The organism is Endozoicomonas sp. ALB032, from assembly GCF_049310125.1.
In the GTDB taxonomy this organism is placed as follows: domain Bacteria; phylum Pseudomonadota; class Gammaproteobacteria; order Pseudomonadales; family Endozoicomonadaceae; genus Endozoicomonas_A.
In genome coordinates, this window is sequence record NZ_JBLYNW010000001.1 from 4569180 (window position 1) to 4595409 (window position 26230).

Here is a 26230-nt window from a genome sequence, read left to right on the forward strand (position 1 = left end):
TCTTCTGTGACAAACAAGCATAGAGTTGCCATAGATCCCAATTGATGATTATTAATTTATTAATCAGAGTTGACCCGTTAAACAACAGTTTTTATTTATTGAATTGTTCTGATCTCTATGGAGTCTGAGGAAAAATAGCAGTGGGTTCAGGATGTAGCAAGAGTGGCTTTGTAGCTGAGCGTAAACTGAACACATGCCTTCAATTTACTCATTTGGCCTTTCCAGTGCTCTTAACCAGCCAGGTGCTGAATGAAGTAATATTTTTTGTTGGTTTTTATATTGCTTTTGATGGAAGTCTGCTTTTTGTGTCTCTCCCAGAGCAAAAGCGGAAGTGGCCGAGATCCCGTGAAAAAAGGCCAACCAGGAAGCAAAATCGGTATTGTATTGTTTGAATGCAGTGTTCATGGCCTCCCGGTTATCATCGTACATAACCGTTAGGTCGGCGGTTGCCAGGAGTGTCAGGAAAGCTTTTTTCATTGATTCATTTTCTTCAATCTTCTTTGTCATTATTTCTTCCCAGAACAGCTGCCGTTCGTTGTCATAGCTGTTATCGAGGGTCTCGTAAGCCCATAAATAATAGTGAATCAGGGCTGATTTTGTACGATGTTTCTTCAAAAGAGCATTACTGATAGCCTCATACTTTGGGTGAGATTTTAGCCGGGGCAGATTAAAAACGAATTCATCCAAACCGGTTTCAGGTTGTGGTGTTTCATGTAGCAATCCAAACGACGTTGTATAGTCAAACCGACTTCGCTCATAGCTTGTGATATTCTCTGATAATTGATCAACATCAGAAGTTGTTGTCAGGGATGATATATCCGGCACCTCTGATTTACCCAATACAAAAGCTTTGACAAGGCTCAAATACTTTTTACTATTTTCTGGCCTGCTACTGCTTTTGATTTTGTTGTCCAGAGCAATACCATATTGTTTTGGTCTTTTTTTAATGGGGAAATGCCTTGTTTTCTCCAGTGGTTCCAGAAGTATTCTCTCAATGCTGTCAGGATTACTTATCTCGGGAAATAACGCTTCTTCAACTTCCGGGCCATGATTGCTGAATACAAATTGCAGGTTATGGATTACGGGGGTAATCAAAAAATGCTTTGCGATCAGTGCTGGCCAACCGGCCTGAGGGGTTTGCAGAAGATTAAACCGCTTGTCAGTAAAGAGTCTGATAGCTGCTTCAGCCGCAAAACGTACACCCAATCTAGAGCTTGTTAATAAGCTGGGCAAAATATCGTAAACAACTTTACCTGCTTCAACAAAGATCGTTTCCCCTGGTTTTTTGGTCGATGTGTATTGAATAACAGGGTTATTGGTGGAGTCTGTCCGCGAGGCTTCTGAAGTCTCATCCTGATAATACTGGAAGTGGTTTGACAGCCGCATAAACCCCAGTGATTCCAGATAACCACCATAAGGAAAGCCATGTTGACGTGCTCTTCCGAAATGATAAACAGCACTGGACAGGACGCTTGTGTGTCCGTTTAATACTACCCGCTGCAAGCCAGAACTTACTTGTGCCTCCAGAAGCGTCAATCCAGCCAGACAATGAAGCCAGCCTGACATCTGTACAGATTGAATATCCAATTTACCATCATATTCGTTTAACTGCTGTTTTAATTTCTGATAGCCAACTTTTCTGGCTTGCTCAATAGCAAGAATAAAAATACTTTCGTTTCCAGCTATGAATATTTCCAAGCTGTCATAGTTAAAGACAACCTGTTCCATGATTTTTGATTCAATACGACTTGCGACAGTATTTGCTGGCTTATACCATGTATAGTGCCTAAACCAATCGTGTAATGTTTGCCAACCAACTGAATCAATCTGGAGTTTTTTTGCCTTTTCTGCATTTCCACCAATGAGCGTGAGAATATACTCGTGAATCAGAAAAAAGGTGTTGTAATAATACGACATGGTATCGTGGACAGCTATTTCAGGAAGCAAATGAATTATTTTTGCCAGAAGTCGTAAGTCATGACCAAAATGAAGAATGGTCATGTTAGCCTGGGAAGAGAATGGAAGGGCCTTAAGATGATGGAGATCCGGCTCTTCTTCTGGTGATGGATTATACAGAACCAGATAAAAAGCAAGTTCTATAATATCTGCCAGTGCCCGCCTCTCCGGATCAATATCTTTAGTGAGCTCGCTCTGAACCTGTCTCAGGAATGTGGTAACCTCCAAGTCTGAAACATAGCCTAATATAGAAAAGTTAATGATCAATGTCGAAAAATCCAGGCTATGAAAATCCAACAGTTCCGTTCGGCCAGTAGCGATGTAAAGTGTCAATCTTAATTCTGCTTCCGCTGTCTCTACTGTTTCCAAATTCGCTGCCGCCAGCGCTTTTTCTGCAGCTATCACTTCCGCTTTAGCTTTTGCTAACTCCGTATTTAACGTTAATACTCTCGCTTCTGTATTCGCTATCTCTAAGGCTACTGCTGCCGCTGTCGAAGCCTCTTTCGCTTCTGTATTCGCTACCTCTAAGGCAACTGCAGCCGCTCTCGAAGCCTCTCTCGCTTCTGCATTTGCTGTCTCCAGAGCTACTGCTGCTGCTTTCGAAGCATTTTTCGCTACTTCTAAAGCTTTCAGAGCTTCTTTCGTTGCGGCTAACAGTACTCCAGCCACTCCTGCTTTGCCTGACTCGGCTGCAGCCGATTTCTTTTCCGCTTTTTCATTCTGTTTGTTTGGCAGATGCTGGGTAATGGTATGTTTCTGGCCCATTCGACTCAAAACAACATCAACTGCGCCGTCAGAGCCTTTTACCGTTAGCTGATCCATAAATTCTCTGAGTATTCGTATGGAAGGTGTTACCCTGCCGAGAATATTGCTTTGCGGGCTTTTCAGGTAGGTGTTTCCATCAAAGGCCAGTTTCAGTTTGAAAGGCTTTGGAATCAGTATCAGCCACTTGAGTAATAGTCCGGCCATAACCTGTGGGATTGAGAGCGATTCTAATAAAATCTCAATAGACTGCGACACTCCGGAGAATGCAGAGTAATGGGCCTTCGCTATTGTATTAGTATTTCCTCCCATGCCATGCTCAAAAAACAGCAAGAGCAATGGGGCATAGGGGAAGAAATGTTTATCAGACAATCTAATAGTCTCTTTTATCTTTTTAGCGTTGAGTTTGACTTCAGGGGTAAAAGACAACTCAATGGTTTTTTCATCATCTGACATTTTGGCCCCCATCATGGCCAGTGCCTTCAGAAAATAGTAATAACCGATTCCCAGATTGTCTGTTAAATCGTTGCCATTTCTTACCAGAGCTTTTCTGAATGCAGTGATGTGAGCTTCTACCTGTTGTAAAAAATTCTCCGGGTTGCTCTGAATAAGTCTGAGTTCCTGAATAATATTGTTATCCAGTTGTACTAAATACCGGATATATAATTGTTCATTGTGCGATCCTGTTGATGGTCGGATGCCAGGCCTCAGGTCTTTTGGTTGCCTGGCTGCTTTTACGGTTCTTTTTGCTTTTTCAGAATGTGTACCCGTTCCAGACGTTAGTTGCGCCGGAGTGGCGGAAGCCGGAACCTCTTTGATTTGAATAAAGTCTCTTGCAAGCAGCAAAGAGCGGGCAAGCATCCAGTCTTTTATTAAATCGGGTCTGGACTTTTTAATCGCCTTATTACTTATTTGGTCATGATGCCCGTCAAATAGTTCCTTTTCACTCTTGCTGTCTTTGCTTAACGAAGCCTTGAGATAGCTTTCCCAAAAACCCATTTTCCAAAAGGCTATGAATCTGGGTTGATGATATTTGAGCAGTTGTCCGGTTTGCTCAGTATCCATGAATGCTTTCAGGTCAGTCATGGCCAGTACCTGTGGGAAATAAGATATATCCATGTGCTGAGGTTTTTTTTTCAAGGCTCCCTTAATTTGCAGGGCATTGAGGCTATACGACCAAAGTTCACTGTGAATCTGACTGGTTGCAGGCTCTTGTTTTTTCTCCAGTATCAGTATCAGCGACCCGATGGTTTGTTGCAGCTCCCGAGCCCCGGGACGCACTGCTTTCAGGGATGTTAATATCGAGGTGGTATCCGGTTCTCTCAGGGCATTGACAATGGCCTTTACCTCTCTGCCTCTGTCTGACAGGTCTGACTCTTTGGCTAACCCCTGCTCAATCCTGGTCAGGGTTATGGCGTCTGTATCCTGATAGAGCTGCTCCAGAAATCCACCCTTCAATAGACCTTCAACTTTTACCTGGTTGAAGCTTGTCGCTCTGGAAGCCATGCTGCGTAACAGTCGGCTGACAGGTTCCATCTGAGGCCAGCCTGCCGGATGTTGGTTGCGCAATTGCATCCCGATTAATAATTGGTAGGCAAGCGGTATACCGGCAATGGCTGCCGGTAGCAGTAGCTCGAAGGTTTTTTCGTAGATCTGCAATACTTCTGATTTTCCAGCTGGGAATTTCTGGTTCAGAATGAATAACGCCTGAACCAGTTGCGCATAAGGAAAGTGGTTCTCATAAGCCGCCTGTTCTAAGCTTTTGGCCGGGGTATGGGCCAGGTTGATGGTGATGACTGGCTGGTCTGTAGATGTATCAGCCGATGCTCCGGAACAGGCCAGTGTTTTCAGGGTTTTTGTTTTTCCGTCATGCAGTTGCTTTTGCAGTGTATTGGATTCTTTATCGGGCGCAGGATTTTCTGTCGGGGCTTCGCTTTCTGCAGAGGCTTTGCAATCTTGTGTCTTTGTTGCCCTGTTCAGCTCGTCCGCAAAGCTATGATCCATCTCCTTAAGCCAGTTTGATATTTCTACGGACTGAGACAAGGCCGTTTCGAAATCGATCGTATTCGAGATTGACTTTTGGGCTGGGGTGTTATTCTTTCTTTTATTTGAGCGTTCAGCAGGATCAGGTGCCATTGCCTCACTGTTATCAGCAACTACAGAGCGTTGATCATCAGCGCTTGCTTCTACTGTGATATCGTTTTTTTCTGGTACCGTGGCAATGTCGCTTATTTCTTGTTGTTTCTGTTTGTTCTCTTGGGAATCGAAAGAAGAATCTTTTGTTATCGCTTCTGTAGCTTCGACATGAGCAGCGGTAGAAACTGTTGCCTGTTCGTCAATATCACTATTGCTTTCCAGTGCCTTGTCAGGTTCGGGCTTGATATAAGGAAGCAGAAATTCCGGTAACCCGGATGCTTCTGAAGAACGGCTGAGCAGTGACTGTTGAATAATCGCCTGAACCTGTTGCTCAGTGTCACTCGCCAGCAAGATTTTTAATATATTTTGAGCATTTTGCCCCCTTTTCTTTGCATCAATGCCCGGGCAGGTTTGATCAAGTTGTGTGTCCTGAAGCAGTTTTTCAACCATAGCGGGCAGGCTTGGCATAAGTAGCCTGGAACTCTTGGCAAAAGGTTCTACACGGGTGAAATCGAAATACCCTTGAGGGCCGGCAGAAATATTGATCGATAAGATGCGCCATTTTTTGGTCTTGCAAGCGGCGAATCTTATCGTATTTTCTTTGCCGTTATCGGGAAAGCAATGGATCTTTAAAGTGTGCAGTAACCCTGTGCGCCGCAATTCTTTCGGGCTGGCTAAAGCTATGGTGTGAAAGTTGTTGCGTCTCACGGTAGTGCCAGGCAGGGCGCGTGTCAGCTTTTCCTCAAGGGAGGCCGAAATCTTTTCCAGACTTTGAATATTCTCAACTGCCAGATCAATATTATTGGTAGCAGGTACCTTGACCAGTTCGGTGGGTTTAAACAATGACGAGAGATGTTGCCATCTGGCTAAACTCCCATAAACAAGAGCATCTTCAGTATCGGATATAATACTCTCGGCTTCTGCATAGGTTTTTCTAAAAACAGGTGCCAGCACCAGGAGTGCAGGAATCACATAGCGGATATCCTGTTTTTTTACTAAAAATACGCCCTCGGAATAATCTTTTACATGATTATCCAAAGACTGTATTTTGTCGTTTATTGCAGATGTGGAGAGATCAGGGGCTATAAAGGCGATGTATTTACTGGCAGACTCTTCCCAGAAAAAAACCACTGCTCCAAGCAGGTTTTTGCTAACGTAAAATGTTCCATCAGGGTTCTCTGTATCGTCGAACGGGTAACAAACAAGGCGTAATTTATTGTAAAACCTGAACAGGTTCTGTCCGAGATCTCCCTGCATGAATGTATCGGGTGCAGTAAACGCCTGTTGTAGTATTTCGCTGGCAGATTTTATGGACGCCTCCTCCAGCCGTTCGCTGGCAGATTTTATGGCGTTGCACTGGAGCGTTTCCCGGCATAACAAAATATCCTTCTGCCATTGTGGAAACAGTTCCCATAAAGCATTTTCAAACGCACTGTCTTCCAGCCATTCGTTTTCCTGCTTGTTTAAGTAGGAGCTGATCAGGAAGTGAGTGAACCAGGGGGTGTTGTCACTTTGATGAGAGAGTTTTACCGTGTGATTCTCGTGAAACAGAAACATATGGATATTTTCAAGCCCATCCAGAGGCTCTTGAGGTGTGTGGTCATGGTAGCTATAGGAGAGATATCCCCGACCATCAGTAACAATGACCTGTATAGAATTTTCCAGTGCTTTGGATGCCAGCATCATGTGTTGTTGGTTTTTTGGATCAAAACCCCGGAGCATCTGGTTATATAATGTTTCACTGCCACAGTCGGGTGGTTTGCATAGACGGAGCAGGGTGTCAAATTTTTCCCTGGATGTGATACCAAGCTGTTCTGAAAGAAAGTCCGATCTATGGGCCATTCTTTCAGGCCGAAGTCCGGAGCGCCTGTACAAATAGAATAGATGTTTAAGCAAGGATGCTGAGGGTACTGCGTCTGCTGGTGTGACCGGATGCTTGCCGCCCGGTGGTGGTGGCTCATTGTCGTCAATATTGTTCCTACCGACAGAGCTGGCAGTTCGTTTACTTTTGTTGCCACTTTGTTTGGCTTTTTGTGCAGAGGGATTACTCGGGGAGGACTGAGATTCAGGCGGTCCATTATTCCCCTGGACACCAGAAGCTGTCACTATGTTTGATGTAAACCCCATAGAGGGGAGTGACACATCTGGCTGATGAGGGATGGCAGGAGGATGAAAACCCTCGAATGCGTTGCTTGTTTGGGGCACCAAAGCCAGTGGGTTTCCGTCTGTTTGACGGGTAAAATAAGGTGATACACGACCGGAAAAGTGTGAGTGGACAGGGTGCCCCGGAAACTCCCGGTTTAAATAGGTCAGCACATTGTTCAGTAACTCAGGCCGCCGTTTAACAAACTGGTAAAGTGAACCGGGGTCGCTCTGAATCTGCTCCCTTACCCGGGCACTGAGGCTTTTGGGGATGGGGGATATGAACCCTGAGAGAATTCCCCGCCATTGATAGAGATTAAAGGGCGTACTGGTCACCGTGCTCATAAGCAGGGCGGCCAGGTTAAGGTGCTCACTTTCTACCAGGGTGCCAATTTCAGGTCCGTCCCAACCGGCGTAGTGATCCTCGACATTATAAGGGGCATCAGCGAACCGCATCAGCAGCACCGGATCACCTGCTCCCCAGAAATGGTATTTCCGATGTCTGTCGTTGCGGGCGATGAATAAAGAAGATCTTGACCAGGCTGGACAGGTATCATTGCCAGGCGATACTTTTTCCAGTGCCCAGAGGTTAAAGTACTTCCCGTTCATGAGTGCCGGGCTGGGTTCTACCGCAGTCTCGGGAATACCCGGTTGGTAAAGCCAGCTTTGATCCGACCATTGATAAAGCCAGTGATTATTCTGGCAGGCGTGAATTTTTTCTTTGTCAGTTGTCTTGCTTTTATTGGGTTCTCCAAACAACTTATCGTGGGAAGAGAGGCAGTGAATAGCCTGATTGACCCGCTTGATATAGCCACTGTCCAAAGCGGTTTGCCCGTCAGTGCTGATGATGTCTTTTTTAGCCAGTTCGGGCAATAGCCAGGGTTTTGCGTGATTCAGCGGGAAGTCAATAAGAACGCTCTGACACTTTTTATGCTCTGTAAGCGGATTAGTCTGGCAGATAATGGCCTGCAGGCGATTCTGCTGACTTTCCCGCCAGGGGCGCAGGAAAAGGGTACTGGTATGGGTGTCGTTTAGTAGTTTCCAAAGCGACAGCCAGGCAGACAGAGAATCACCCTCGACGGCCTGAGTCTCTGACGATGATGTCGAGGGTGAAGCCGTAATCTGCCATACAGGATGATTTTCGATGCAAGTGGTTTGCACTGATAAGCGGCTTTTCAGCAAAGAGTGATCGATCATCACCGGATGAGGATTGCAATCGGGGGCATCACCAAAAGCCCGGGACAGTGAGGGGAAGCCGCGACTGAAAGAAGGGTAGGGTATGATTGAAGGCGGAAGCAGTTTTGCAAACAGGAACCCGGGCAGATGACTCAACCATTGATTCCTGAAAAAAAGGGACAGTTTTTTGGGGGTGCCAACGTCGTGTATTACGTGATAATGGTTACCCAGCTTGAGGTGAAAGTTATTGGCTTTAAATCCGGCGTAGAGACCCAAAAAGCGGATTTCTGGTGCCTTGTATCCGGGTTCACTCTGGTGGCCGGAGGCATGACCTGTTTGTACGTTCATTGCAATCATGAACAGCAGCGAAATAAAGAGAAGTTTTAACAGTCTTCTGTGACAAACGAGCATAGAGTTGCCATAGATCCCAACTGATGATTATTAATTTATTAATCAGAATTGACCTGTTAAACAACAGATTTTATTTATTGAATTGTTCTGATCTCTATGGAGCCTGAGGAAAAATAGCAGTGGGTTCAGGATGTAGCAAGAGTGGCTTTGTAGCTAAGCGTAAACTGAACACATGCCTTCAATTTACGGATTTGGTCTTCCTGCTATTCCTGCTGATTAGTTAATTAATGAAGTTACATGCCTTTTAGTTTTTCAAAAAGCTCGAAATGATAATCTGCCTTTTGCTTCTCGCCCAGAAATAAGGCGGAAGTGGCTGAGATCGAGTGTAAAAAGGCCAGCCAGCTAGAAAGATCTATATTGTATTGTTTGAATGCATTGATCATTGCCTCCCGGTTATCATCGTACATAACCGTTAGATCGGCGGTTGCCAGAAGTGCCAAGAAAGCTTTTTTCATTGGTTTATTTTCTTCGATTTTCTTTGTCATTATCTCACTCCAGAACAGATCCCTTTCGTTTTCAAGGCTATCATTGAGGGTCTCGTAAGCCCATAAATAATAATGAATCAGGGCTGACTTTTTACGATGCTTATTCAAAAGAGCATTCGTTATAGCCTCGTAATTTGGGTGAGATTCCAGCCTGGGGAGGTTATAAACGAATTCATCCAAACCGGTTTCAGGTTGTGGTGTTTCCTGTTGTTCTTTCAACAATGTTGTATAGTCGAACCGGCTTAGCTTATAGCTTGCAATACTCTCTGATAATTGATCACTGTCAGAAACTGTTGCCTCGTATGGTGTATCCAACAGATCTGATTTATTGAATAAAAAAGCTTTGACAAGGCTTAAATACTTTTTAATACTTTCTGGCCTGTCACCATTCTCGATTTCACTGTCCAGAAAAATACCATAATACTCTGGTCTTTCGCTAATGGATACCTGTCTTGTTTTATCTAGTGGTTTCAGAAGTATTCCCTCAATACTGTCTGGATCATTTGTCCTGGGAAATAGCGCATTTTCAGCTTCAGGACCGTCATTGCTGAACAGAAACTGGATGCGATAGTTTGCAGGGCAACTCAAAAGGTACTTTGTGAGCATTGTCGGCCAACCAGCCTGTGGGATATGCAGAAGGTTAAACCGTTTATCAGTAAAGATTCTGATGGCTGTTTCGGCCGAAAAACGTACACCAAGTAAAGAACTTGCCAGCAAACCGGGCAAAATTTCCGTAACAATCTTTCCCGCTTCAATAAAAATCTTCTCTCCTGGTCTTTTGGTCGATGTGTATTGAATAACAGGCTTATAGATTGAGTCTTTTTGCCAGGTTTCTGATGTCTCGTTCTGATAATACTGGTAGTGGTTTGCTAGTCGCATAAATACCAGAGATTCCAGATAACCACCATAATGAAAGCCAATTTCACGTGCTTTCATAAAATGATTATGAGCACTGATCAGGACGCTTTTGCGATCGGTTAATATTATCTTCTGGTGATCAGAACTTACTTTTGCTTCCAGAAGTGTCAATCCAGCTAGACAATGAAGCCAGCCTGACATCTGTAAAGATTGATAATCCAATTTACCCTCGTATTGGTTTAACTGCTGTTTTAATTTCCGATAGCCAACTTTTCTGGCTTGCTCGGTAGCAAGAATAAAAATACTTTCGTCTCCATCCCAGAACTTTTTCACGCTGTCATTTTTAAAGACAACATAGTCCATGACTTTTGATTGCATATTATGGGAAGCAGTCTTGACCGGCTTATACCATACAGAGTTCTTCAACCCGGTGCCTAATATTTTCCAGCCCATTGAGTTAGCCTGGAGTTTTTTTGCCTTTTCTGCATTTACACCGATAAGAGTGAGAATATGCTGGTGAACCAGCAAAAGAATGTTATAAAACGAATGGCTATCTTCGGTAACCAGTTCGCGAGACAAACCAATTAATTTTGTCAAAAATTGTAAGTCATGACCAAAATGCATAGCGGTTAAGAGAGCCTGGTTATCGAAGGATTGGGTTTTAAGATGAGGGAGGGCCAGCTCTGCTTCTGGTGATGCACCAACCAGATGAAAAGCAAGCTCTATAACATCTGCCATTGCCCGATTTTCAGGTTCACTATCTTCAGAGAGATTCCTCTGGGCTTTTTTCAGGTATATGGGGAGCTCCGTGTCTAATTCAGGGCCAATTATAGAAAAGACAATGGTCAATATGGATAGGTCCAGGCAAATAAAATCAATCAATTCCGTTCGGTCAGTGGCGAAGTAAAGTATCAATCTTAATGCTGCTTCTGTTCTTTCTTCCGCCTCTAATACCGTTACCCTTAGCGTATCGTCTATCGCCTCCTCTACCGCTTCCTCTACCGCTTTCGCTTTCTCGTCCGTTAACACTTCTATTATCGTATTCGCTGCCGCTTTACCTGCGTCTACCAGCTTACCTATCGCCGTTACCACCTCTGTCGATATCTCCAACCCTGTAGCGTTCGACTTCGTTATTAGTGTCAGTTTCCTTGTTGCTTTCGTTAACGCCATCGCTTTCTCTTTTGCGGTCGCCTTCACTTTTACTATCTCGTTCGCTAACTCGTTCTCGTTCTCGTTCGCTACCGCTACCGCTACTGCTATGGCTACTTCTACTATGGCTTCTTCTGCCGCTTTCTTGGCCTCAATTGCTGCCACTGAGGCTGACTGAGACGATTCCCCTTGTTCATGCTGTTCGTTTAGCAGATACGCGGTATTTGTAAATAGCTGGCTCAATCGATTCAATACAACATCAACTGCACCACCAGGGCCTTTTACCGGAAGCTCCTCCAGAAATTCTCTCAGTATATGTATAGAAGGTGTTACCCTGCCTGGAATCTTGCTTTGCGGGTTTTTGAGGTAAGTGTCGGCATCAAAGGCCAGTTTCAGTGCGAAAGGCTTTGGAATCAGCACCAGCCATTTGAGTAATAGTCCGGCCAGAACCGGTGTATCTGCGCGCGATTCTAATAAAAACTCAATAGACTGTGATACCCCGGAGAATGCAGAGCAATAGGCCTGGATTACTTGATTAGGCTTTCTTCCCATGCCATGTTCAAAAAACAGAAAGAGCATCGAGGCATAAGGGAAGTTAAGATCTTTGGACACTAAAATAGACTCCCTTATCTTTATCGCGTTGAGTCTGGCTTCCGGGCTAAAGGACAGTTCAATAGTTTTGTTGTCATCTGACATTTTGGCCCCTATCATGGCCAGTGCCTTCAGAAAATAGTAATAACCTGTTCCCAGCTTGTTTGTTGAGTTATTGCTATTTTTTACCAGAGCCTTTCTGAATGCGGTAATGCGGTCTTCTACCTGTTGCAAAAATCTTTTCGGGTTTTCCTGCATAAATCTGACTTCCTGAATAATGTTGTTATCCAGCTGAAATAAATACTGGTTATGTAGTTGTTCATTGAATAGTCCTTTTGATGGTTGAATGCCTGGCTTCAGTTCTGTTGACTGTCTGGCTGCATTTACGGTTCTTTTTGCTTTTTCAGAGTTTGTAGCTGTTCCAGATGATAGCTGCGTTAAAGTGGATGGAGTGGGGGAAGCCTGAACCTTTTTGATTTGGATAAAATCTCTTGAAAGCAGAAAAGATCGGGCAAGAATCCAGTCTTTTATTAAATTGGATCTGGACTTTTTAATCGCTTTATTGCTTATTTTTTCATGATGCCGGTCAAATCTTTCCTTTTCTGTCTTGCTGTCTTTGCTTAACGAAGTTTTGAGATAGCTTTCCCAAAAACCCACTTTCCAAAAGGCTATGAATCTGGGTTGATGATTTTTGAGCAATTGTCCGGTGCGCTCAGTATCCATGAATGCCTTCAGGTCAGTCATGGCCAGCACATATGGGAAACACGATATATCAATGACCTGAGATTTTTTTTTCAAGGCTCCCTTGATTTGCAGGGCGTTGAGGCTGTACGACCAAAGTTCATTATGAATCTGACCGACTGCGGGTTCTTTTTTTTTCTCAAGTATCAGTATCAGTGACCCGATGGTTTGTTGCAGCTCCCGAGTCCTGGGATGAACTGCTTTCAGGGCTGTTAATATAGAGGGGGTATCCGGTTGTCTCAGGGCATTGACAATGTGCTTCACTTCTCTGCCTTTGTCTGAGAGTTCTGACTCTTTGGCTAAGCCCTGCTCAATCCTGGTCAGGGTGGTGACGTCTGTATCCTGATAGAGCTGCTCCAGAAATCCACCACTCAACAGGCCTTCAACCTTCACCTGATTGATGCTGGTTTGTCTGGAAGTCATGCTGCGTAACAGCCGGTTTACAGGTTCTATCTGGGACCAGCCTGCCGGATGTTGGTTGTGTAATTGCATCGCGATTAATAATTGGTAGGCAAGCGGTATACCGGCAAGGGCCGCCGGTAACAGCAGCTCGAAAGCATTTTCATAGATCTGAAGTGCTTCCGGTTTTCCGGATGGGATTTTTTGGTTCAGAATGAACAACGCCTGAATCAGTTGTGCATAGGGAAAGTGGTTTTCATAAGCAGCCTGTTCTAACCCTGAGCGCTGCTGACTGTCCGGGGTATTTGCCATATTGATGGTGATGACCGGTTGCTCACCGGATGTATCTGCAGAAGCCCCTGAACAAGACAGTATTTGTAGGGTTTTTGTTTTTCCTTCCTTAAGTTGATTTTGCAGTGTATTGAATTCTATATCGGACGCAGGGTTTTCTTTAGAGGCTTCGTTTTCTTCAAAGCCTTCGCAATCTTGTGCCTTTGTTGCCCTATTCAGCTCACTCGGGAAGTTATAATCCATCTCCTTAAGCCAGTTTGATATTTCTATGGACTGAGACAATGCCGTTTCGAAATCGATCGTATCGGAAATTGACTTTTTGGCGGAGGTTTCGTTTTTTTTCTTTTTTGAATGTTCAGCCAGGACTGGTGCCACTGGCTTACTGTCATGAGCTACTGTAGAGTGTTCATCGCTCGCATCATTTTCTGTCTTATTCTCTACATTAATAGTGCTTTCCTGTTCGTTGTCAGGTTGTGGCTTGATATAAGGCATCAGAAATTCGGGTAACCTGGATGATTTTGAGTAGCTGCTGAACACTGACTGCTGAATAATCTCCTCAACCTGTCGTTGAGTGTCACTTGCGAGCAAGATCTTTAATACATTTTGAGCATTTTGCGCCTGTCGCTTTGTTGCATTACTACCCGGGTAAGTTTGATCAAGTTGCGTGTCCTGAAGTAGTTTTTCAACTATAGCGGGCAGGCTTGGCATAAGCAGTTTGGAACCCTTGGCAAAAGGTTCTACACGGATGAAATCGAAGTACCCGTCAGGACCGGCAGAAATATCGATTGATATGATTCGCCACTCTTTTGCTTTGCAACGGCTCAACCCCATGGCCTTTTCATTGTTTTTATCAGGATAGCCGTTGATCTTTACGGTATTCCTTAGCCGTCTGCGCTGCGATTTTTTTGGGTTTAAAACCATAGTGTGAATATTGCTGCGCCTAACGATGGTACCAGACAGAGCGCTTCTTAGTTTACTCTCTATAGACTCCGAAATGGTTTCCAGATTTTTGATATCCCTGACTGCCAATTCAATATCATTGGTAACAGGTATCTTGCCAATTTCGGTGGGTTTAACCACTGATGAAAGATGTTGCGACCTGGCTAAACCCCCATAAACAAGAGCATCTCCAGTATCGGATAAAACACTTTCGATTTCTGCATGGGTTTTTTTAAAAACAGGTGCGAGCACCAACAGTGCAGGAATTACATAGCGGATATCCTGTTTTTTTACTAAAAATGCGCCCTCGGAACAGGCTTTTAAATGATTATCCAAAGATTTCATTTTGTTGTTTATCGTTGATGCCGAGAGATCTGGAGCTATAAAGGCGATATAGTTACTGGCAGAGTTTTCCCAGAAAAAAATCACGGCTCCAAGCAGGTTTTTGCTAATGTAAAAAGTTTCATCGATAGTCTCTGTATCATCGAACAGGTAACAAACAAGGCGTAATTTATTGTAAAAACTGAGTAGGTTATGTCCGTGTTCTCCCTCTATGAATCTATCGGGTGCAGTAAACGCTTGTTTTAGCTGTTTGCTGGCCGATTTTATGGACGCCTCTTTTAGCTGATCGCTGGTAGATTTTATGGCGTTGCAATGAAGACTTTCCCGGCATAATAAAATGTCTTTTTGCCATTGTGGAAACAACTCCCACAAAGCATTTTCAAACTCACTGTCTTGCAGCCATTGGTTTTCCTCTTCGTTTAATTGGGGTCGGATCAGGAAGTGAGTGAACCACAGGTTGCTGTCACTGTGATGAAACAGTCTTACAGCGTGATTCTCGTGAAACAGGAACGTATGACAATCTTCAAGCCCTTCCAGAGGTTGTTGAGGCATGTGATCATGTTTTATATCATGGCTATAACAGCGATATTTCTGACCGTCAGGAACGATGGCCAGTATAGAGTTTTGCAGGGCTTTTGATGCCAGCACCAGGTGTTGTTGGTTTTTTGGATCAAAACCCCGGAGCATCTGGTTATATAATGCTTCACTTTCACTGTCAGGTGGTTGGCATTGACGGGCCAGGGTTTCAAAATTTTCACTGGATGTGATATCGAGGTGCTCTGGAAGAAAATCCGAGCCATGGATTACTCTTCCAGGCCAAAGTCCGCAGTGTCTGTAAAAATGCAATAGATGTTTAAGCAAGGATGTTGAGTGCACTGCGTCTGCTGGTGTGACCGGATGGTTACCGCCCGGTGGTGGCTCGTTGTCGTCAATATTGTTCCTGCCGTCAGGGCTCGCAGTTCGTCTACTTTTGTTGCCACTTTGTTCGGCTTTTTGTGCAGAGGGATTACTCGGGCAGGACTGAGATTCAGGCGGTCCATTATTTCCCTGGACACCAGAAGCAGTCATTATGCCTGATACAAACCCTGTAGAAGAGAGTGACATATCTGGCTGATGAGGGATGGCAGGAGGATTAAAGCCGTCGAACACGTTGCTTTTTTCGGGCACCAAAGCCAATGGGTTTCCGTTTGTTTGATGGCTAAAAAAAGGTGATACACGACCGGAAAAGTATGAGTGGACAGGGTGGCCCGGAAACTCACGGTTTAAATAGGTCAACACATTGTTCAGTAACTCAGGCCGCCGTTTAACAAACTGGTAAAGTGAACCAGGGTCGCTCAGAATCTGCTCCCTTACCAGGGCACTGAGGCTTTTCGGGATGGGTGATGTGAACCCTGAGAGAATTCCCCGCCACTGATAGAGATTAAAGGGCGTATTGGTCACCGTGCTCATAAGCAGGGCAGCCAGGTTGAGATGCTCACTTTCTACCAGGGTGCCAATCTCTGGTCCATCCCAACCGGCGTAATGATCCTCGACATTATAAGGGGCATCAGCGAACCGCATCAGCAGCACCGGGTCACCTGCTCCCCAGAAATGGTATTTCCGATGTCTGTCGTTGCGGGCGATGAACAAAGAAGATCTCGACCAGGCCGGGTAGGTATCATTGCCGGGCGATACCTTTTCCAGTGCCCAGAGGTTAAAGTACTTCCCGGTCATGAGTGCCGGACCGGGGTTTATTGCAGTCTCGGGAATGCCAGGTTGATAAACCCAGTTTTGATCTGACCACTGATAAAGCCAGTGATTATTTTGGCAAGCGTGTATTTTTTCTTTGTCAGCTGGCTTGCTTTTATTGGGTTCTCCAAACAACTTATCGTGGGAAGAGAGGCAGTGAATAGCCTGATTGACCCGCTTGATATAACTACTGTCCAAAGCGGTTTGCCCGTCAGCGCTGATACTGTCTTTTCCAGCCAGTTCGGGCAATAGCCAGGGTTTTGCGTGATTCAGCGGGAAATCAATAAGAACGCTCTGACACTTTTTATGCTCTGTAAGCGGATTGGTCTGGCAGATAATGGCCTGCAGGCGATTCTGCTGACTTTCTCGCCAGGGACGCAGGAAAAGGGTACTGGTATGGGTGTCGTTTAGCAGTTTCCAAAGCGACAGCCAGGCAGACAGAGAATCACCCTCGACGGCCTGAGTCTCTGACGATGATGTCGAGGGTGAGGCCGTAATCTGCCAGACAGGATGATTTTCGATACAAGTGGTTTGTATTGACAGTTGGCCTTTCAGCAAAGAGTGATCGATCATCACCGGATGAGGGTTGCAATCGGGGGCATCACCAAAAGCCCGGGACAATGAGGGAAATCCGCGACTGAAAGAAGGGTAGGGTACGGTTGAAGGAGGAAGCAGCTTTGCTAACAGAAACCCGGGCAGATGACTCAACCATTGATTCTGGAAAAAAAGGGACAGCTTTTTGGGGCTGCCAACGTCGTGTATTACGTGATAATGGTTACCCAGCTTGAGGTGGAAATTATTGGCTTTAAATCCGGCGTAGAGACCCAAAAAGCGGATTTCTGGTGCCTTGTGCCCGGGTTCATTCTGGTGGCCGGAGGTATGACCTGATTGTACGTTCATTTCAATTATGAATAGCAGGGCAATTAAGAGAAGTTTTAACAGTCTTCTGTGACAAACAAGCATAGAATTGCCGTAGATCCCATTTGATAATTATTAATTTGTCAATCAGAGTTGACCTGTTAAATAACAGTTTTTATTAATACTGATTGAATGAATTGTTCTGGTCTCTATGGAGACTGAGGAAAAATAGCAGTGGGTTCATGATGTAGCAAGAATGGTCCCGCGTTCGGTTTGGCTGCTGGTTTCGAATCTTGTGATAACGTTTTTATGTTGCTGCTGAAGGTAGCGGCTCTGTTTCCGGAGGTGAGGCTGGCAACTTCGGGTTAAAGCAGCAGACTCAATAATTATACGACAAAAATCTATTTGCTAAATTGATATACGTTGAGAATCGTACGTCAGTTTGTTTCATGTTCATTGATGAATTCTTTTGGGCTGTCGAAGTTGAAATGAGTGGCAACCGTAGGGTGCCTAACACTAATATTTTTCAGAAGGTTTTCATCCTTTAAGGCGTTTATAGCTTTGGTGACAACAACAGGCGAATAGCTTCAGCCAATTAAACTGAGTTGGAACGCAGAGGGATGGAAAAAGTTGGTATTCAGATAGATGAGAATAAGGGGGCTGTTACTTAATGACTTAATATTCTGTCAAGGCTCTAAAATACTCGAGATAATGGTGATCTTTCTTTAGGTCGTCTCCCAGAAAAGAGGCGATTTCAGCCGATATACAGTGAAATAAAGACAACCAGGAATTAAGATCTTTTTTGTATTTTTTAAATGCGGTGCACATAGCCTCCCGGTTATCATCGTACATAGCCGTTAGATCAGCGGTTGCAAGAAGTGCGAAAAAAGCCTTTTTTATTGGTTCATTTTCTTCAATCTTCTGTGTCATTATCCTATTCCAGAACGAATACCGTTCGTTGTTACGACTATCATTGAGGATCTCGTAAGCCCATAAATAATAGTGAATCAGGGCTGACTTTGTGCGATGTTTTTTCAAAAGAGCATTACTGATAGCCTCGTAATTTGGGTGAGACTCCAGTCTGGGCAGGTTATAAACGAATTCATCCAAACCGGTTTCAGGTTGTGGTGTTTCCTGTAGTTCTTCCAACAATGCTGTATAGTCAAGTCGGCGTAGCTTATAGCTTGCAGTACTCTCTGATAATTGATCACTATCAGAAACTGTTGCCGGTGTTTCCAGCAGATCTGATTTATCTAATAAAAAAGCTTTGACAAGGATTAAATACTTTTTAATACTTTCTGGCCTGTCGCCATTTTCGATTTCACTGTCCAGCCAAATACCATATTGTTCTGGTCTTTTTTCAGTGGCAAATTGCCTGGTTCTCTCCATTGGTTCCAGAAGTATTCTTTCAATACTGTCAGGATCACTTATCCTTGGAAATAACGCTTCTTCAACTTCAGTGACATCATTGTTGAAGACAAACTGTAAGCTATGGTTTACGGGGAGAATTAAAAAGTGCTTTGCGATCAGTGTCGGCCAACCAGCTTGAGGCATATGCAGAAGATTAAACCGTTCATTAGTAAAGATTCTGATGGCTGCTTCAACGGCAAAACGTACACCATATAGAGAGCTTGATAATAGCCCGGGCAGGATGTCCGTGACAATTTTACCCGCGTCTATAAAGATCTTATCCCCTGGTTTTTTGATCGATGCGTATTGAATAACAGGCTTATTGGTCAGATCTCTTTGCCAGGCTTCTGATGTCTCGTTCTGGTAATACTGGTAGTTGTCTAGCCGCATGTCCACCAGTGATTTCAGATAACCTCCATAGGGGAAGCCGAGATGACGTGCTTTTGCGAAATGCTCATGAGCAATGGTCAGTACTCTTTTGCGACCGGTCAATATTACCCGCTGGTCATCAGAACTTGTTTGTGCCTTCAGAAGCGTCAATCCAGCCAGGCAATGAAGCCAGCCTGACATCGCTGTAGATTGAGAATCCACTTTTCCCTCATATTGGTTTAACTGCTGTTTTAATTTTTGATAGCCAATTTTTCTGGCTTGCTCAATAGCAACAAGAAAAGTATTTTCGTCTCCATCTGTGAAATTTTTTACGCTGTCGCTGTTAAAGACAACATGGTCTATGACTTTTGATTGCATATTATGTGCAACAGCCTTGACTGGCTTATGCCATACATAGTTCCTAAAACATGTATGTAGTGTTTGCCAACCATCTGAGTCAACCTGAAGTTTTTTTGCCTTTTCTGCATTTCCACCGATAAGCTCGAGAATATACTGGTGAACCAGCAAAAGAATGTTGTAAATATACAATTTGGTATCTTGGGTAACTAGTTCGCGAGAAAAACCGATTAATTTTGTCAGAAGTTGTAAGTTATGACCGAAATGCATTGCGGTTAAAAGGGCCTGGGCATTGAAGGGTTGGGCTTTAAGACAAGAAAGGGTCGGCTTTGTTTCTGATGATACACTAACCAGATGAAAAGCAAGTTCTATAATATCTGCCATCATCTGATCATCAAAATTAGTCTCTTTAGAGAGCTGCCTATGAGCCTTTTTCAGGTACTCGAAGAGTCCCGAGTGTGATTCAGAGCCAATTATAGAAAAAACAATGGTCAATGTGGATAAATCCAGGTAAACAAAATCAATCAATTCCGTTCGACCAGTAGCGAAGTACAGTACCAATCTTAATGTTGCTGCTCTACTCTCTGCCGTTTCCTTTACTGCTACCTTGACCGCCTCGTTTACCGTTTCGTCTATCGTTTCCTTAATTGCTTTCGCTTTCGCTTCCTTTAACCTTTCCAGAACCGTGATCGCTGCCGCTTTACCTGTCTCTGCCGCTTTATCTAACGCTGCCACTACCGCTGTCGTTTTATCTAACGCTGTCGCGTTCGAGTTCGTTTCTGCTGTCACTTTCTCTGTCGCTTCCGCCAAGGCTATCGCTTTCGCTTTGACGTTTGCTTTCGATTCCGCTATTGCTTCCGCTAACACTATAGCGTTTTCTGTTGAGTTCGAGTTCGAACACGAGCACGAGCTCGAGCACAAGTGCGAGTTTGCTTCTGCTATCGCTACCTCTATGGCTAATTCAGCTATGGCATCTGCTGCACTTGTCGTAGCCGCTTCTGCTGACACGGACTCAGTCGCTTCCGCTTGTTCATGCTGTACGTTTTGCAGATGCCGGGTATTGGTAAATTGCTGACCCATTCGATTCAAAACAACATCAACTGCGCCATCAGAGCCTTTTACCGGAAGCTGCTCCAGAAACTCTCTGAGTAAACCAATGGAAGGTGTTACCCTGCCCGGAATATTGACTTGCGGGTTTTTCAGGTAAGTCTCTGCATCAAAGGCCAGTTTCAGTTCGAAAGTCTTTGGAATCAGTATCAGCCACTTGAGTAACAGTCCGGACAGAACCGGTGCATATGTTTGCAATTCTAATAAAATCTCAATGGACTGTGACACCCCGGAGAATGCAGAGTAGAGGGCCTGCTTTGGTGTTTTAAGCTTTTCTTCCATACCATGTTCAAAAAACAGAGAGAGCATTGGAGCATAGGGGAAGTAATACTCTTTAGAGATTAAAATAGACTCTTTTATCTTTTTCGCGTTAAGTTTGACTCCCGGTCCAAAGGACAACTCAATAGTTTTGTTGTCATCTGACATTTTGGCCCCTATCAAGGCCAGTGCCTTCAAAAAGTGGTAATAACCTATTCCCAGCGTGTTTGTTGAATCATTGCCATTTTGTACCTGAGCTACTCTGAATGCTGTGATGTGCTCTTCTACCTGTTGCAAAAATAATTTCGGGCTTTTCTGCATAAATCTGACTTCCTGAATAATATTGTTATCCAGTTGAAGTAAATACCCGGTATGTACTTGTTCATTGTGTTGTCCTGTTGATGGTCGGATAACAGGCTTCATTTTTTTTGACTGCCTGGCCGCATTTACGATTCTTTTTGCTTTTTCAGAATGTGTACCTGTTTTAGACGTTAGTTGCGCCGGAGTGGGGCAGGCAGGAGCCTCTTTGATTTGAATAAAGTCTCTTGAAAGCAGCAAAGAGCGGGCAAGAATCCAGTCTTCTATTAAATCGAGTCTGGACTTTTTAATCGCCTTGTTATTTATTTGGTTATGATGCTCGTCAAATATTTCCCTTTCAGTCTTGCTGTCTTTGCTTAACGAAGCCTTGAGATAGCTTTCCCAAAAACCCATTTTCCAAAAGGCTATGAATCTGGGTTGATGATATTTGAGCAGTTGTCCGGTTTGCTCAGTATCCATGAAGGCTTTCAGGTCAGTCATGGCCAGTACCTGTGGGAAATAAGATATATCCATGTGCTGAGGTTTTTTTTTCGAGGCGCCCTTAATTTGCAGGGCGTTGAGACTGTACGACCAAAGTTCACTGTGAATCTGACCGACTGCGGGTTCTTTTTTTCTCTCCAGTATCAGTATCAGTGAGCCGATGGTTTGTTGCAGCTCCCGAGCCCTGGGTCGAACTGTTTTCAGGGCTGTTAATATGGACGCAGTATTCGGTTCTCTCAGGGCACTGACAATGTGCTTCACCTCTCTGCCTCTGTCTGAGAGGTCTGACTCTTTGGCTAACCCCTGCTCAATCCTGGTCAGGGTAATGGCGTCTGTATCCTGATAGAGCTGCTCTAGAAATCCACCGCTCAACAGGCCTTCAACCTTTATCCGGGTTAAGCTTGTCGCTCTGGAAGCCATGCTGCGTAACAGCCGGTTGACAGGTTCCAGCTGGGGCCAGCCTGCCGGATGTTGGTTGCGCAATTGCATTCCGATTAATAATTGGTAGGCAAGCGGTATACCGGCAATGGCTGACGGTAACAGTAGCTCGAAAGCCTTCTCATAGATCTGCAGTATTTCTGATTTTTCAGCAGGGCATTTCTGGTTCAGAATGAACAACGCCTGAACCAGTTGCGCATAGGGGAAGTGGTTCTCATAAGCGGCCTGCTCTAGGCCTTTGCGCTGCTGACTGCCCGGGGTATGGGCCAGATCGATGGTGATGACCGGTTGGTCTGTGGATGTATCAGCAGATGCTCCGGAACAGGCCAGTATTTTCAGGGTTTTTGTTTTTCCGTCCTGCAGTTGTTTTTGCAGTGTATCGAATTCTGTATCGGGCGCAGGGTTTTCTGCAGGGGCTTTGCAATCTTGTGTCTTTGTTGTCCTGTTCAGCTCGTCCGCAAAGCGATGATCCATCTCCTTAAGCCAGTTTGATATTTCTACGGACTGAGATAAGGCTGTTTCGAAATTGATCGTATTCGAGATTGACTTTTGGGCTGCGGTTTTATTCTTTCCTTTATTTGAGTGCTCAGCAGTATCAGGTGCCACTGCCTCGCTAATATGAGCAACTGTAGAGCGTTGATCATCAGGGCTTGCTTCTACTGTGATATCGTTTTTTTCAGGCACAGTGGCAATGTCGCTTATTTCTTGTTGTTTCTGTTCCTTCTTATGGGAATTGAAAGAAGAATCTTTTGTTATCGCCTCCGCACCTTCGGCATAATTAGCAGTAGAAACTGTTGCATGTTCGTCAATATCACTATTGCTTTCCAGTGCCTTGTCAGGTTCGGGCTTGATATAAGGAAGCAGAAATTCCGGTAACCCGGATGATTCTGAAGATCGGCTGAGCAGTGACTGTTGAATAATCGCCTGAACCTGTTGCTCAGTGTCACTCGCGAGCAAGATTTTTAATGCATTTTGAGCATTATGCATCCGTCGATTTGCATTAATACACGGGTAGGTTTGATCAGGTTGCGTGTCCTGAAGCAGTTTTTTAACCATAGCGGGCAGGCTTGGCATAAGCAGTTTGGAACCTCTGGTAAAAGGTTCTACACGGGTGAAATCGAAATAGCCTTCAGGACCAGCAGAAATATCGATCGAGAAGATTCGCCATTTTTTTGCCTTGCAAGTGACGAACCCCATTGCCTTTTCATTGTTTTTACAGGGAGTGCAGCTGATCTTTACGTTATGCAGTAGCCGACTGTGCTGCAATTCTTTGGGGTTAGCTAAAATCATAGTATGAATGTAGCTGCGTGTTACGACGGTGCCAGCCAGTGCGCTGCTTAGCTGTTTCTCTAAAGAGGCCGAAATGGTTTCCAGACTTTTGATATTATCGACTGCCAAATTAATATTATTGGTAACAGGTAACTTGCCAAGTTCGGTAGGGCCAACCAATGACGAAAGATGTTGCCATCGTGCCAAACCACCATAAACAAGAACATCTCCAATATCGGATATAACTCTATCGACTTCTGTATAGGTTTTTCTAAAAACAGGTGCGAGCACCAATAGTGCAGGAATTACGTAGCGGATATCCTGTTTTTTTACTAAAAATGCGCTCTCGTAATAAGCTTTTACATGAATATCCAAAGATTGCATTTCGTTGTTTATTGCTGATGTGGAGAGATCAGGTGCTAAAAAAGCGATATATTTACTGGCAGATTCTTCCCAGAAGAAAATCACCGCGCCAAGCACGTTTCTACTAATGTAAAACGTTCCATCGGGTTTCTCTGTAGCGTCGAACGGGTAACAAACCAAACCTAATTTATTATAAAACCTGAACAGGTTCTGTCCCTGTTTTCCCCGCAGGAATTTATCGGGTGCAGTAAATGCCTGTTTTAGCACTTGGCTGGCAGATTTTATGGACGTCTCTTTTGGCTGTTCGCTGGTAGATTTTATGGCGTTGCACTGAAGACTTTCCCGGCATAACAAAATGTCTTTTTGCCATTGTGGAAACAGTTCCCATAATGCATTCTCAAAATCACTGTCTTGCAGCCATTCGTTTTCCTGCTTATTCAAGCAGGAGCTGATCAGGAAGTGGGTGAACCACAGGTTGTTGTCACTGAGATGAGACAGTTTTACAGCGTGATTTTCGTGAAACAGAAACGTAACGACATCTTCAAACTTGTCCAGTTGTTGAGGCGTACGATCATGGTAGTTGTGGGAGTGATATCCCTGACCATCAGAAACAAAAATCCGTATAGAGTTTTCCAGTGCTTTTGATGCCAGAATCATGTGTCGTTGATTATTCGGGTCAAAACGCCAGAACATCTGATTATATAATGTTTCACTATCGCAATCGGGTATTTGGCATTGATGGAACAGGGTTTCAAATTTTTTATTGGATGTGATACCAAGCTGTTCCGGAAGAAAATCCGATATATCGCCTATTTTTTCAGGCCGGAGTCCAGCGCACCCGTAGAAATACAATAGATGGTTAAGCAAGGATTCTGATGTTACTGCGTCTGCCAGTGTGACCGGGTGGCTGCCGTCCGGTGGTGGCGGCTCATTATCGTCAATATTATTCCTGCCGTCAGGGCTCGCAGTTCGTCTACTTTTGTTGCCACTTTGTTCGGCTTTTTGTGCAGAGGGATTACTCGGGCAGGACTGAGATTCAGGCGGTCCATTATTTCCCTGGACACCAGAAGCAGTCATTATGCCTGATACAAACCCTGTAGAAGAGAGTGACATATCTGGCTGATGAGGGATGGCAGGAGGATTAAAGCCGTCGAACACGTTGCTTGTTTCGGGCACCAAAGCCAATGGGTTTCCGTTTGTTTGATGGCTAAAAAAAGGTGATACACGACCGGAAAAGTATGAGTGGACAGGGTGGCCCGGAAACTCACGGTTTAAATAGGTCAACACATTGTTCAGTAACTCAGGCCGCCGTTTAACAAACTGGTAAAGTGAACCAGGGTCGCTCAGAATCTGCTCCCTTACCAGGGCACTGAGGCTTTTCGGGATGGGTGATGTGAACCCTGAGAGAATTCCCCGCCACTGATAGAGATTAAAGGGCGTATTGGTCACCGTGCTCATAAGCAGGGCAGCCAGGTTGAGATGCTCACTTTCTACCAGGGTGCCAACCTCTGGTCCATCCCAACCGGCGTAATGATCCTCGACATTATAAGGGGCATCAGCGAACCGCATCAGCAGCACCGGGTCACCTGCTCCCCAGAAATGGTATTTCCGATGTCTGTCGTTGCGGGCGATGAACAAAGAAGATCTCGACCAGGCCGGGTAGGTATCATTGCCGGGCGATACCTTTTCCAGTGCCCAGAGGTTAAAGTACTTCCCGGTCATGAGTGCCGGGCCGGGGTTTATTGCAGTCTCGGGAATGCCAGGTTGATAAACCCAGTTTTGATCTGACCACTGATAAAGCCAGTGATTATTTTGGCAAGCATGCATTTTTTCTTTGTCAGCTGGCTTGCTTTTATTGGGTTCTCCAAACAACTTATCGTGGGAAGCGAGGCAATCAATAGCCTGATTGACCGGCTTAATATAACTACTGTCCAAAGCGGTTTGCCCGTCAGCGCTGATATTGTCTTTTCCAGCCAGTTCGGGCAATAGCCAGGGTTTTGCGTGATTCAGCGGGAAATCAATAAGAACGCTCTGACACTTTTTATGCTCTGTAAGCGGATTGGTCTGGCAGATAATGGCCTGCAGGCGATTCTGCTGACTTTCTCGCCAGGGACGCAGGAAAAGGGTACTGGTATGTGTGTCGTTTAGCAGTTTCCAAAGCGACAGCCAGGCAGACAGAGAATCACCCTCGACGGCCTGAGTCTCTGACGATGATGTTGAGGGTGAGGCCGTAATCTGCCAGACAGGATGATTTTCGATACAAGCAGTTTGTACTGACAGTCGGCCTTTCAGCAAAGAGTGATCGATCATCACGGGATGAGGGTTGCAATCGGGGGCATCACCAAAAGCCCGGGACAGTGAGGGGAAGCCGCGACTGAAAGAAGGGTAGGGTACGGTTGAAGGCGGAAGCAGTTTTGCTAACAGAAACCCGGGCAGCTGACTCAACCATTGATGCCTGAAAAAAAGGGACAGCTTTTTGGGGGTGCCAACGTCGTGTAATACGTGATAATGATTACCCAGCTTGAGGTGAAAGTTATTGGCCTTAAATCCGGCGTAGAGATCCCAAAATCTGATTTCTGGTGCGCTGTACCCGGGTCCATTCTGGTGGCCGGAGGCATGACCTGATTGTACGTTCATTTCAATTATGAACAGCAGAGCAATTAAGAGAAGTTTTAACAGTCTTCTGTGACAAACAAGCATAGAATTACCGTAGATCCCATTCGATAACTTCATTTGTTAATCAGAGTTGACCTGTTAAACAACAGTTTTTTTATACTGATTAAATGAATTGTTCTAACCTCTATGGAGTCTGAGAAAAAATAGCAGTGGGTTCAGGATGTAGCAAGAATGGTTCCGTGTTCGGATTGGCTGCTGGCTGCGAATCTTGTGATAACTTT

Annotated in this window: 3 protein-coding genes; all 3 read right to left on the reverse strand. The window is 44.7% G+C overall.

All coding sequences use genetic code 11. The annotated features are described in order from the left end of the window. Positions 1 to 204: 204 nt before the first annotated feature. Entirely contained in the window at positions 205 to 8520 is an 8316-nt protein-coding gene (locus ACO6VG_RS17040; RefSeq protein WP_422474826.1) for a hypothetical protein, read from the reverse strand. Between the two features lie 296 nt (positions 8521 to 8816). Next, the gene (locus ACO6VG_RS17045; RefSeq protein ID WP_422474828.1) at positions 8817 to 17006 is read right to left on the reverse strand and encodes a hypothetical protein; all 8190 of its coding nucleotides are present in this window, start codon (positions 17004 to 17006) and stop codon (positions 8817 to 8819) included. Positions 17007 to 17639: 633 nt separating this feature from the next. Continuing rightward, entirely contained in the window at positions 17640 to 25970 is an 8331-nt protein-coding gene (locus ACO6VG_RS17050) for a hypothetical protein (RefSeq protein WP_422474830.1), read from the reverse strand. Positions 25971 to 26230: the final 260 nt, after the last annotated feature.

Excerpts from the sequence above, each read along its gene's own strand:
- ACO6VG_RS17040 (WP_422474826.1), bottom strand. The coding sequence starts at position 8,520 with ATGAACGTACAAACAGGTCATGCCTCCGGCCACCAGAGTGAACCCGGA.
- ACO6VG_RS17045 (WP_422474828.1), bottom strand. The coding sequence starts at position 17,006 with ATGAACGTACAATCAGGTCATACCTCCGGCCACCAGAATGAACCCGGG.
- ACO6VG_RS17050 (WP_422474830.1), bottom strand. The coding sequence starts at position 25,970 with ATGAACGTACAATCAGGTCATGCCTCCGGCCACCAGAATGGACCCGGG.